This window comes from Pseudomonas sp. S2_A02 (genome assembly GCF_054668495.1).
This window is the reverse complement of the sequence record NZ_CP162776.1, coordinates 672,932-685,172: the sequence shown is the minus strand read 5'-3', so window position 1 is coordinate 685,172 and position 12,241 is coordinate 672,932. Positions and strand designations below refer to the sequence as shown.

Genomic DNA, 12,241 nt, shown 5'->3' with positions numbered 1-12,241 from the left:
TCATGCGCCTCCGATCAGTTCGGAAGCGGCCATGGCGCAGCTGCGACTGGCGGAGGTGCCGGCACGGCCATGCAGTTCGAACCAATCGCTTGGCAGACCGCACCCGCAAGTGGCGCCGGCGTGCAATGTCGCCAGATCTCCCATGACCACTGCATGAGCGGGGCTCGACGAAATGTACGGCGAGACGAATTCCAGCAAGCCGCGCTGGCCGTATGGCTGGACAGTGAAATCGGATGGGTTACGCACAAGAACCTTCGAATAGATCGGCACATGAAAATGATGGTGGGCACACTGGATATAAGGCACTGCATGCTCTACGGCGCCATAGCCGTCCCGACAACGGTGCAGGTCGATACCCAATTGCCGATTGATTCGGGCATACAAATGATTCAGGGGAGTCTCCTGTGCCGCCTGGGTTTTCCAGCCGCCCCCCAGAAACACCAACGACTGGGCAGGCAACTGCAAATCGGACACGCAGGTGTCTTCCATGTGCTGCAGTGCGTGCGAAAGGAACGCCGGAAAACCCAGGATGCGAACGGGCAGTTCTTCCTCGGCAAACTCCTGCAAGGCTCGAATCACCCCAAAAAGATCGAACTCGTGACCTTTGCCGGTGAGGCGCAATCCGTAAACAACACGGTTGATGGGGGCATAGCTGCAAAGAAACTGATCGGTATAGGCCGTGCCCAAGGTGATAGCCGCCTCGGGCTCATAGCTCAGGAGCAGGTAATTACAGGGGCTGTCCGGGGTATCCCAGCCGTAGTGCCGGAAAATGTGGCTCACCATACCTTGTGCCGCGGCCATGCTGCGATGGTCATAGCGCATGCGACTCTTCTGGCCGCTGGTGCCGGATGATGTCAGCTCCAGCGCGCCCTCGCCTGTGGGACCGAACACCAAATGACGTTTGAAATAATTGGCGAAAATCGGCGGCAGCCTTGACCAGTCATCCAGTGTCTCCAGGGCGTTGGCGTCAAGATCATTGGCGTTCAACCAGCGCTCGTATCCGGGCGTGTGATGACAATGAAACAGGCTGATTTCGCCCATGGCCCGGTCGAACAGGCCGTCCGGCACGGAATCCAGGCAATAGGGTTGCGTTAACGCACAAAGCGCATCGGTATGGGGTAGATGGATCATCAAAAATCCTATGCTGTGGGTGTCATATGGCAAGGGCGGTATGGGGACGCCGCAGAAACAGTCGCAAGGGCAGCAGACACAAGAGCCCCGCGAGAGCTGCCATCAGGGCAAAGGCCTCAAGGCTGTTACCGGCACCCAGCGCAGCGATAATCGAGCCCCCACCACCCATGACAGCGATAGAGATCATGCCGATCGCGGCTGAAACCAGCCCTTTGCTGTCATCGCTGGAAAACAGCGCAAGCCGGTACAGGGCGGCGTTGCTCATGCCAAGACCGATGGCGTAGAGCGACAGGCAACTGACCAACAGAAGTGTCGAAACACCGGTGAAAGCGATAACGGCTAATGCGATGAGGCCGCCGCAAAACGGCCAGAGCGCGTATCGAATCAGTTGGGGCAGTTCAGTGTTGGCAATCAATCGGTTGAGTATCAGATTGCCGAGAATGACGGCTGCAAATACCGGGATCTGCCACAGGCCGTAGTGCAAGGGGGAGAGTCCCTGGTTCTGGATCAGCAAGAGTGGCGCCAACCCGATCCAGGCAATCAACGGCAGGCTCATCAATCCCAACGCAACAGTTGCGCGCAAAAATTGCGTGTTGGCGAGCACCGCGGCGTAGCGGCGCATCGTGCCGCCCCATTCAAAGGGCACGGCCGCCAGTCGTTGACCGTCCTGACGCAAGGTGTCCACAGTTTCCGGCATGTACCAGTAAAGGCCCAGCCAGACCATCGCTCCGCCGATACCCAACAGTAAAAACAGCTGCCGCCAGGAGAGCCATTCCAGCATCAGGCTGCCGAGCAAGGGGCCCAGCAGCGGGGAGAGCAACGCCACGTTGCCCAGCAATGCCATGATTTTTACTGCGTCGGCTTCACAGAAGACTTCTTGCAGGGCTGGATAACTGACCGCAATGACAAATCCTAATCCCATGCCCTGAATCAGGCGCAAACCATTGAAGACAAAGATGCTCTGCACGTAAAACGCCGCAACACAGGCTAGAGCGAATACCGCACAACCGATGAGTAGCATCCTGCGACGACCGAAATGATCGGACAGCGGACCGATAAGCCATTGCAAAAAAATACCCCCTGCCAAATAAAGATTGAAGGCGTAAGGAACATGACTCGCACTGGCATTCAGTTGGTGGGTTACGGTCAACATGGCCGGCATGATCATATCGCTGGCCATATAAGTCAGAAGTTCGAAAAGAGTGATTGCAAGGCAAAACCCAAGTAGTCGAGGCGAACTTATATCTATTAAAGGTTTGCGCATGATGTTCCTGTTGGTGCCGGAAAGTTGATGAGGCGGCAGAACAAGAATAGCCAGAGGTCATGAAGAATTTCATGTGCTTATTTGAGGCAAAAAGCTTCAATATTTTTCGTTGTGTGTCCGATTGGCTCTCTAGGGAAAAAGACTGGGAGTTAGTAAATAAAATCCCAGCCGAATAAGAATTGTCCTACACGAAAAATGCCCGCTATCAAGCAGGCATTTATACGGGGCTTGTAGAATAAGTTCTTCGTGTTGAGGGTGAATAAGTCGGTTGTTTATCCGGCCAAGAAAACAAATTTAATGTTATCGATGCTGATAATAACCCGGTGCGCCATGGTCGTAATGGTGATCTCCATGCCAGCCGCCGTGGGGGAAGACGATGCAGCCACTCAGGGTCAGGAGAGCAAGCAAGGGAATCAGCAGTGTGATTCGACGAAACATTTCAAGATCCTCATGGGTTATCGCGCAATGAAGTCAAAACTCGTCATCGGCTGTAACATAAGACCTCGTTTGCAGCCCCTCATTCCCGCAGAGCGGTAGTGGCTTGGCATGCAATCGGATACAAACCGGATACATTTTTTGGTTCAGGAACCCGCAATGACCCAGTCGCAACGTTTGAAATACTCGATTCTGATTTCCCTGGTGGTACTGGGGATCATGTTCGGCCTTTCCTGGCTGCAAAATGCAGGGATTATCACCGAGCAGCTGTTCCAGTACATCGCCATTGGCGTGGCGGTGCTCGTGGTGGTGATCAATGGCGTGATGCGTCGCAAGGTCAAGCCTTGAGCGATGCCCCCTGGTCGGATTGTTCGCTATAAAGAACGGCGGCGGCCTGTGGGTGCAGGTTGTAGCTTTTGTCCGGATTGAGGATGATCACGCCTTCTGCGCACAAGCGTTTCAACACTTCACGGACACTGAGAAAGGACAGGGGGATGTCCAGGTCCAGCAAGTGGCTGTGCACGCCACGCACTCCCAGGCGGCGGTCGTTTTCGGCGGCGGTCAGCAAGGCGTCGATGACTTTGAGGCGAATCAGGCTGGTACGCAGGCCAAAACTCTTGAGCAGAAACCTGATTCGTTCGTTGCCGTGGCGTTCGGCTTGTTGATTGAAAACGCCGGAGCCCAGGGTGCTGGTCTTTGGCGCATGGCTACCGTCCGTTGGCAGTTGCGGGTTGTACATGCAAAAACTCCTTTTCAGAGCCTGATCAGGAAAAAGTGATGGGTGCTCTCAATCAATTAAGACGGATGAGCCAGGCAAATAATGAAGACCCACATGTAGAAAATTTGTCGGCGTTACGTCAGCGGCCCGTGAGCCGGGCGTGCGGACGTCCTAAATTTTTTCTGTTTGCTTCGTTTTAAGGGGAGGCGCATTGCGTGTCATACGTCTTTTCGATCAGGAGCGAGCGTGATTATTTCCAGGCAGTTAACCAGGTTGAGCCTCGCGGGTGTGTTTCTGGGGCTGAGTCTTGCAGCAAATGCGCGCAGCCAGCCAGAGCAGGTGACGGCCGAGATTCGTCGAACCAGTTTCGGCGTGCCGCATATTCGTGCCGACAACGAGCGCGGGCTCGGCTATGGCATTGGCTATGCCTACGCTCAGGACAATCTGTGCTTGCTGGCCAATGAGATTGTCACCGTCAATGGCGAGCGCTCACGGTATTTCGGCCCGGACCAGTCTACGGTCGAAGAGCGCGGGAACCTGGCCAGCGATCTGTTCTTCAACTGGCTGAATACCCCCCAGGCCGTCGCCGCTTTCTGGCAGGCGCGAACACCGGAAGTCCGCGAGCTCATCGATGGTTACGTGGCGGGTTACAACCGTTCGCTGACAGAGCGTCGAGCGCAGGGTTTGCCGCAGCAATGCCAGGGTGAATGGGTACGCGCGATTACCGCGCAGGACCTGGTCAAGTTGACCCGACGTCTATTGGCCGAAGGCGGCGTGGGGCAGTTTGCCGAAGCATTGGCCGGCGCTACCCCGCCGAAAACCGTTGCCCGTCTGGCGGGCGAGCCGGCGTCGTTCCAACTGGCGGCTTCGCGCCTGCAACGCTTCGCTCTGGATCGCGGCAGTAACGCCGTGGCGGTCGGCAGCGAGCGTTCGTTCAACGGTCGCGGGATGTTGCTGGCCAATCCGCACTTTCCTTGGGTCGGTGGGATGCGTTTCTATCAGATGCACCTGACCATTCCCGGCAAACTGGATGTCATGGGCGCCGCCTTGCCCGGCCTGCCCATGATCAATATTGGTTTCAACCAGCACCTGGCGTGGACCCACACGGTGGATTCGTCCAAGCACTTCACGCTGTATCGCCTGCAACTCGATCCCAAGGACCCGACCCGTTACCTGCTGGATGGCAAGTCCTTGCCGATGAAAAAGCAGACGCTGGCGGTGAACGTGAAGCAAGCCGATGGCCAGACCCGGCAGATGTCCCATGTGGTCTACAGCTCACAATTCGGCCCGATTGTGCAATGGCCCGGCAAGCTGGATTGGAACAACCAGTTCGCCTATAGCCTGCGCGATGCCAACCTGGAAAACGACCGCGTCTTGCAGCAGTGGTATGCGATGAACCGTGCCGCCAGCCTCAAGGATTTTCAGGCATCGGTGCACAAGATTCAGGGGATTCCGTGGGTCAATACCCTGGCGGTGGACGATCAGGGGCAGACGCTTTATATGAACCTGTCGGTAGTGCCGAACGTCAATGCCGACAAGCTGGCCAAGTGCAGCGATCCGCGGGCCGGATTACAGATGATCCTGCTCGACGGTTCCAACAGCGCCTGCGCATGGGACATCGACCCGCACGCTGCGCAAAAAGGCATTTATGCCGCGGACAAGTTGCCGCAACTGTTGCGCAAAGACTTTGTGCAGCACTCCAATGACTCGGCCTGGATGGTCAACCCGGCGCAACCGCTCACCGGTTTCTCGCCGTTGATCAGTCAGGATAATCAGCCATTGGGACTGCGTTCGCGCTTCGCACTGGAGCGTCTGGGGAGTTTGGGCAAGGCCGGCCCTGTCGCTGTGGCCGATCTGCAACACATGGTGATGGACGATCAGGTGTATCAGGCGACCCAAGTGATGCCGGACCTGCTGCAGTTCTGCGCCGCGGATCTCGGCGCCGATGCGCCGACGCTTACACCGCTGTGTGCCAGCCTCAAGGCCTGGGATCGCCTGGTGAATCTGGACAGTGGACTGGGCTTTGTGCATTTTCAGAATGTCATGGAGCCGTTACAGCAGATCCCTGGCATCTGGCGTGTGAAGTTCGATCCGAAGGATCCGCAAAACACTCCACGCGGTCTGGCAATTGAACAGCCGGACGTCGCCAAAGCGATTCGGGCGGCGATGCTGGCCTCGGTCGAACAGGTAAAAACCCTTGGCCTGAAAGCAGATAGCCGCTGGGGCGATATCCAGGTGGTCAGCAGTGGCGGGCAGCAAACGCCGATCCACGGCGGACCGGGCACACTGGGTGTGTATAACGCGATCCAAAGTGTGCCGAGAACCGACGGCAAGCGCGAAGTCGTCAGTGGCACCAGCTATTTGCAGGTGGTGACTTTCGATGACAAGGGGCCACAGGCCCGGGGGTTGCTGGCATTCTCGTTGTCCAGTGACCCCACGTCGAAGTACTCCCGGGACCAGACACTGGCCTTTTCGAAGAAGCAGTTGAGTGTGTTGCCGTTTACCGAGCAGCAGATCACGTCTGATCCGCAGTACCAGGCTCAGACGATTCGCGAGCAGGATGAAAAAGCAGGGAAGATCGCCGCGCAGTAGTCGCGAGTAGCGTTTGAATCAAAGTGAAGGCCGCACCCTGCAAAGGTGGCGGCCTTCAGCTTTTGGAGCTTGTTGCGGGATCGAATTGAGGACCGGATTGCCGTCTTTGTTGCGGGTCAGGTAGACCGGCAGCACCTTGGGCAACGAAGCCACCAGGCTGTTGAGCTCTTTGATGTTGTAGACACCACCGAGGCGAATCGAGCCCGTACTGTGATCGGCAATCATGACTGGCTTGTTCAAATAACGATTGATCAAGGGCAGGGCATCGGTCAGCGTCAGATCATCGAGTACCAGTTTGCCGCTGCGCCACGCCAGTGAATGGTCATTGGCAGAGGTCTGGTCGATTTGCGGCGTGAAGTCGCCGTGTCGGTAACGTGCCTGCATGGCAGGTTCGAGACGCAGACCCTCGCCGGGCAGGGCATCATTGCTGGTCACCTGCACGGAACCTTCGATCAGGTTTACGCGAACCTGGTCTTCATACATCCAGACGTTGAATCGGGTTCCGGTGACGCGAATCCTGCCATCGGCTGCTCTGACGATGAATGGATGCTGCAGGTCATGATTGACGCTGAAGAAGGCTTCGCCTTTTTTCAGCGTGACACGACGCTGATCCTTGTAATTGCTGAACGTCAGTTCACTGCCCAGGTTCAGCTCCACCTGACTGCCGTCGCTCAGCGTGACTTGGCGAACATTGTCGGTCGCTTCGAAATGCTGGTAAGCATTGGGCAGCCAACCCAGGTTCCATCCGGTATAGGCCGCCAGCGGTAGCGCGAGGGCGCAGACTGTGGCCGCAATACCGAAGGTGCGCCAGGGCGTTGTCGGTTTGACGCGAGCAGCCGGCACGGCGGATTCGGGACGAGGCAAATCCCCGGCCACATCCCAGATCTCCAGCATGGCTTCGTACTCGAAGGCATGCAGCGGATGTGCATTACGCCATTGCTCGAACGCCAGGCGTTCTTCGGCGGTGCAGTCGATGGCGTGCAGACGCATGCACCAGTGCGCAGCGGCATCGGTGATGGCGTCGTATTGAGCTTGCGAGAGAGAGTGGTCGGTCATTGACTCATCCTGATTTCCTGCATTCTAACCTTGAGGGGAAGTCTGCGAGAACAACCGTCATGGCAATTGCCCATCAAAGTACGACTTATTTTTCACCCGGACGCCCTGAAAACCGGGCAACGCCAGGCAGTATCCATAAGTCGAGTGAAAAAAGGGTCCAGACCTCCGCACGAGCAAGCATGTGCAGATCGGGGTGATCCGCGCATGCTTTTATCATGAGGTTCAGATCAAGTCGTCGGTGAGCACCGGATCCAGTTGTCGGCCCATTTCGCTTATCAAGTAAGCGATCGAATCAGCGTTGCGCAAAATGATGTCGGTTCGCTGGTGCACATTCCGTGGGTTCAGGAAGATGTTGCGAGCTTCATCCATTGTTGTGCAGCCCGTCGTTTTGAGGATGTCCTTACCCACATGCTCCAAACCGTTAATTGAGTCCAGACTGATCCATGACTGCAATGTGTTGTTCCAGCGCGCAAACAGAACTTCCGGTGGGGTGTCCAGGGACAGTGCTTGTCGCTGGAAATCCTGCTGCGTTTGTTTGACTGTCGCACCGTAACGGGTGACGGTGGCAATGAGGTCGGCGAACGGACGCCTTGCCTCAAGCTGTGCAATATCCACGGTCTTTGAAAAAAGATGGGAGAACTCATGGATCAGGGTAGCGGCCCGGGCATGGTCGCCAACGTTGAAAGGCTCAGTCAGACAGGACTGGTACCAATCGAGTTGCTGGTCAAAGAACCGCTCCGTGAAATGCACACGATTCTGTGCGTCATTATCTATAACAAAAGCAATCGTGTTACCTATTTCGTATTTGTTTGATCCGACCACAAAACGTTCGGTATTCATGAAATCCACGTTGGGGTCCACGAGCGCTGTGCAAATGGGAACGATGACTTTTTTGATTTTGTCCAGAAGGTTGGCGTCGATTTGGTCAGCATCAAAAAAGGCTCTGAGAAAGGTGTCCAGCCGCGTTCCCGGGTTCAGCTGTCTGAGCTGTGCCAGATTATGCAAACTGTTAAAAGCGTAATAACGAGCCAGGTCTATTGCCTGCACGATCATGCGTGCTTTTTCCGGATGTTTTGCCCGAATGTCTTTCATTCCCCATGCTTCGATATTCAGAATCTCTCTGGCATATTTAGCGCTGACATATTGATTGTGCATTTTCGACAGGGCTTTTCCATAGTGGACAGTATGGATGTCCGGATCGAGCACCAGTTGCTTATCAGGCGTAGTCAGGAGCGCTGGGCCTTCTTTCTTGTCCTTGATCATCTGCCAGATCGCCCCGGGTTTGGTCACGCGGTACACCTTGCCTGCGATGGGGGCATAGGTCTGATTGCTGGTCATTTCCAGGTAGGTGCCATTCGCGCTGTTTTTCTTCAGATCCTTCAGTTCGACGGCAGTGGTTTCGAAAGACTGCAGTGACGTGCGCATCGGTGCAGTGGACTTCACTTGTGACCAGTGCGGTGCGGCCGCAGGAATGGCCCCCGGCTCGGCAACGGTATCGGTCGTTGCCTGCGCGCCGATCGATTCTTCCAGCGATAACCTGCCCAATGAGACCATTTGCACCGCGCCGGCAATAAAATCGAGCACCGCCGGTTTCCAGTGGTGGTCCTGCAGCCCTTCGGCCGAGTTCTTGAAGTCTTTGTAGGCTTGCCATAGAAACAGCCCATAAGCGAGTTTGCCGGGTAAAAGGCCCGCGAGCCTGTGGAAGCCGGAGCTGAACAGGTTTTTGGCTGCCTCCCAGTCTGACTGGCCGCCGACTTCGGACTGAGCGCCGAGCATTTGCCACAGCAGGCTTGTGTTGTCGCTGAACAACCGAGTCAGCAAGTTGCCGCCGATGGGGTTAGACGCGAGGGTGATTTCGCTCGCTTGTCCGACGGTGGACTTCAATAGATTGCGAACCCCGGATTGCGCACTTGCTGGAAGGCGACGTATCAGCAGCTCCTGTAATGGTCCCGGTGTATTGATCGCCGAGATAACGCTTGTCTCATTATCGAATTCGGTGAATGGCGAGTCTGCATGGTAGGGGGCATACAGGACTTGCGGACCTTTCTGACCGGCGCCGGGACCGATCAGGTACAAGCCCAGTGTTTTGACGGTTGCAGCGCCGACAGTCTTGATCAGCTCCAACGGACGGACAATCGCGTGGGCGCCGTTGACAGCAGCCCGGGCGATAGCGTCCGGCATGTCCATCACCTGTCGAATCAAGTCGAAGCCGCTGTCGGAAAGACGCTGCTGCAGCTTCTGTTCATGGGCGTGTTGCATCAATTGCCAGGGCAATTGCCGAACGAAGCGCAACCTTCGAAGGTCGGCATCGGCGCTTTTGTTCGACAAGCTGTCTATGACCAGTTTTGCGTAGGCTTGCTGAATGTTCAGTGACAGCAGGAGTTGCCTGACAGCGGCCTGGTTCAAGCCTTGCGGAAGGGATTGGGTAGTTTTCGAAGCGATCTTGAACCCTGTGCCCTGGGCAATATTGGCATGGTTCAAGGCAAACTCGGTCAGGGATCGAGCGGGGCCAGCCAGGGTCAGGTTGGGGGTGATTTCGATGTCGTCGGGGTCTGGCGGTGTCCCGGAGAAGCGGCTACCGAGCAGTGACACCAACGTGTCATGCACATAGGACCTCAGCGTTTTTATGCCGTGCAGGTAGTCTTTGTCATCGTTGACACTGTTGCGGTATTGCTCCAGCAGTTCGATGTGCAGCTGCTGTTCCTCGACGGGTGCCATTGCAAACCAGGCGGGCAAGGACTGCTGTCGGGTAATCGCCTGCGCGATCGAGGTGGCTCTGCGCAAGTTGGTATCGATCACCGTTTTTTTTAGGGTTTGAAGGGCTTTGATTTGTTTTTCATCGTCCAGTTTCAGGCTGCGCAGGTGTTCGCAATGTCCAAGGAAGTGGTCAATGGATGATTGTGATAACCGCTGCAGAACATGATCCTCAATCAGTCGCAATGCGCCAAGCGAATAACGCTGGTGGAAGGTGCGTTGGACCGGGGAGAGGTTTTCCAATAGCGTCAGACATTTGTGGGGATCAAGCAGGCGTCGCTCCAGTTCCTGCCTTGCATGACTGACGGTGTCAAAGACTTCCAGGCCCTGCGCAGGTGTCCATAGAACTGTTCGGCCCGAATGCTGAGGGTCGAGCCCGCCACGCTCGGTCAACAGCAAACAATTGGCCAAGGGCAAGAGATTCGTTTGGCCGGAGCGCTCAAGGGTCAATGAATAGGCGTCAGGCCGGAATCCCTTGAGTGACAGACGGCTTTTACGATCCGAGTGATCCGGATTGAGCACCGTATCGACCATGGCCCTATCGGTGTTGTCCCAAGTGGCACCCAGTACCCGAAGGCTGGCTTCGCCGCATATGCCTATGGAAAAGGCATGAGTCAGCCGGGATGTCATGGTCTCAAGATGGTCTTGCTGCAGTCCCAACGAGGTGACGGGTTGAGCGGCAAAGTCAGCACTGATCAGCGTTTCGATATCGCTGAAGGTTTTCACGAACGCCGCGGCCCTGTCTGCCAGCACCATCGAGGGCTGTTGATTGCCCGACAATACCGGCCGCGTACTCCAGCGTCCCTGGGTATCCAGCGTCAGCAGTTGCTCGCTGATCATCGAGCGGATGTCCAGCGCCTTGTCGAACAAGGCGTTGATGTCCACGATGCCGTCGCTGTGACGGAAAACCTGCAGGGCATACTCGATGTTCTGCTGTTGTTTGGTGATGATTGCTTCGAACAGCTTTTTGAAGATAGAACCGGAAATCGCTTCCCCAGAGACATTCGGCCGTTCAAAACCGATGAAGCGCTGACGTTCCTCCAGACTCAGGAGGCCGTAGAACTCATCCTCGTGACCGACCGCGCTGAATTTGCTCAACAAGGTGTCTTTGAGGTCCTGATAGTCTTTGAGTACCTGCAGCCCTTGAGTGGGGGTGTAGAGAAACGCATTGCCGCCACTGACCATCAGCGAGCCTGCCAGCTCCACATAGTTGGCCTGATATTCCCATAGACGCACGGTTTCGACGGTCAGTGTCTCGTACGTTCTGCTGGTCGGCTCGATCAGCGAATGCAAATTCTGGCTTTGTTCAGGTGTGATGATCTCGGCTTCTCGTTTGAGCAGGAGCTCCGCTCGCGCCTTCTCCGCGATGGCCTTGCTGAAAAATTCGCGACGTGATGCGCCATCGGCACTCACTGCGTCCCAGTAGCTACTCATTTGCTCGGAAAGCAGGCTGATCAGTTTTCGGGAGGCAGTGGCTACAGCGGTTTCCCAGTATTGCTGGTCAGTGCTGGCCGGGTGCTTTTTCGAATGGGAAAACTCATGTGATTGCCCCGACGGCCAGCGTTGATTGCGGTAGTGCAGCAGCACGGCATCACTCAAGGACATGGCGTTGATCCAGCGTCGCGCCGGAGTGCTTTCCTTATCGTGTTCATCGGCAGTTGCCGTGGAATAGAAACTGACCTGGGTCTGGCGCTGATCCAGGCCGGGGAAGGCTGATTTCAGCAGTTCATTGAGCACCGCATCCAGCAGCGAAGTCAGTGTCGGCAACGCTTTCAACTCGTCGAGCATGGCCTGGTCGTTCATTTGCTGGTGTGCGGTGATGGTGCTGCTCTGGTTTTCGAACACCTCGCCTTCGATGGTTTGAAAGGTCACCTCGATAGTGGCGGCATCTGCCAGCGTTCTGCGTTGAGACAACGACATGAAAGCCAGCAGGTCGTCGTCCTCGGTCGCGCCGTTCAACTGACGCTTAAGCTGTTCGGTCAAGGCTGAGCGGCTGTCGTACTTCTTTATGCCGGCGTACGGGGTGTAGAGAATCACGCCGTTGTCATCCGGTGTGGCACTCAGCACGAAGCTGCCGGCCAGAGGTTCGGGTTCCAGGTCGTTGGTCTTGAGCAGGATTTTTTCGGCGAGCATGGGCGGTTTCTGTTCATCGCGCAGCGTGTGGCTGGCAAGTTGCTGGTGACTGAACCATTCGAAGTCCTTTTGCGTCAGCCCGTGGATTTGGCCAAGTTTCCTCCAAAGGCCGGGAGACTTCAGGGCCTGAGGGAAAAACAATGGAGTGGCAGGTGTAG

At 56.1% G+C, this 12,241-nt stretch carries 9 protein-coding genes; 3 read left to right on the top strand and 6 right to left on the bottom strand.

Annotation, left to right across the window (positions count from 1 at the left end; translation table 11 throughout):
• From AB4O41_RS02900 to AB4O41_RS02890, 3 genes are all read right to left on the bottom strand, one after another.
• Positions 1-1,131 carry a LuxE/PaaK family acyltransferase gene (locus AB4O41_RS02900; protein ID WP_460146112.1) on the bottom strand — a complete coding sequence of 377 codons (1,131 nt, stop codon included), beginning with the start codon at positions 1,129-1,131 and terminating at the stop codon, positions 1-3.
• A 22-nt stretch (positions 1,132-1,153) separates the two neighbouring features.
• The gene (locus AB4O41_RS02895; RefSeq protein ID WP_460146111.1) at positions 1,154-2,395 is read right to left on the bottom strand and encodes an MFS transporter; all 1,242 of its coding nucleotides are present in this window, start codon (positions 2,393-2,395) and stop codon (positions 1,154-1,156) included.
• A gap of 300 nt (positions 2,396-2,695) precedes the next feature.
• The gene (locus AB4O41_RS02890; protein WP_185047172.1) at positions 2,696-2,833 is read right to left on the bottom strand and encodes a hypothetical protein; all 138 of its coding nucleotides are present in this window, start codon (positions 2,831-2,833) and stop codon (positions 2,696-2,698) included.
• Between the two features lie 156 nt (positions 2,834-2,989).
• Between AB4O41_RS02890 and AB4O41_RS02885 the strand changes: the two genes are divergently transcribed.
• A complete protein-coding gene (locus AB4O41_RS02885; protein WP_007901365.1) occupies positions 2,990-3,178 on the top strand; it encodes a hypothetical protein in 189 nt (62 codons plus the stop codon).
• Here the strand turns inward: AB4O41_RS02885 and AB4O41_RS02880 are convergent.
• Positions 3,168-3,569: a fe2+ zn2+ uptake regulation protein gene (locus AB4O41_RS02880; RefSeq protein ID WP_460146110.1), complete on the bottom strand. Its 402-nt coding sequence runs from the start codon at positions 3,567-3,569 to the stop codon at positions 3,168-3,170. The genes AB4O41_RS02885 and AB4O41_RS02880 overlap by 11 nt on opposite strands.
• A gap of 225 nt (positions 3,570-3,794) precedes the next feature.
• Here AB4O41_RS02880 and pvdQ point away from each other — a divergent pair, with 225 nt between their 5' ends.
• The gene (pvdQ, locus tag AB4O41_RS02875; RefSeq protein ID WP_460146109.1) at positions 3,795-6,140 is read left to right on the top strand and encodes a bifunctional acylase PvdQ; all 2,346 of its coding nucleotides are present in this window, start codon (positions 3,795-3,797) and stop codon (positions 6,138-6,140) included.
• Between the two features lie 18 nt (positions 6,141-6,158).
• Here pvdQ and AB4O41_RS02870 read toward each other — a convergent pair whose 3' ends face one another.
• Both AB4O41_RS02870 and AB4O41_RS02865 read right to left on the bottom strand, forming a co-directional pair.
• Positions 6,159-7,196 carry a FecR family protein gene (locus AB4O41_RS02870; RefSeq protein ID WP_460146108.1) on the bottom strand — a complete coding sequence of 346 codons (1,038 nt, stop codon included), beginning with the start codon at positions 7,194-7,196 and terminating at the stop codon, positions 6,159-6,161.
• Between the two features lie 222 nt (positions 7,197-7,418).
• A complete protein-coding gene (locus AB4O41_RS02865) occupies positions 7,419-11,687 on the bottom strand; it encodes a dermonecrotic toxin domain-containing protein (protein WP_460146107.1) in 4,269 nt (1,422 codons plus the stop codon).
• On the opposite strand from AB4O41_RS02865, the gene AB4O41_RS02860 reads away from it, so the two are divergent.
• Positions 11,680-11,814 carry a hypothetical protein gene (locus AB4O41_RS02860; RefSeq protein ID WP_460146106.1) on the top strand — a complete coding sequence of 45 codons (135 nt, stop codon included), beginning with the start codon at positions 11,680-11,682 and terminating at the stop codon, positions 11,812-11,814. The genes AB4O41_RS02865 and AB4O41_RS02860 overlap by 8 nt on opposite strands.
• The last annotated feature ends 427 nt before the right edge of the window (positions 11,815-12,241 follow it).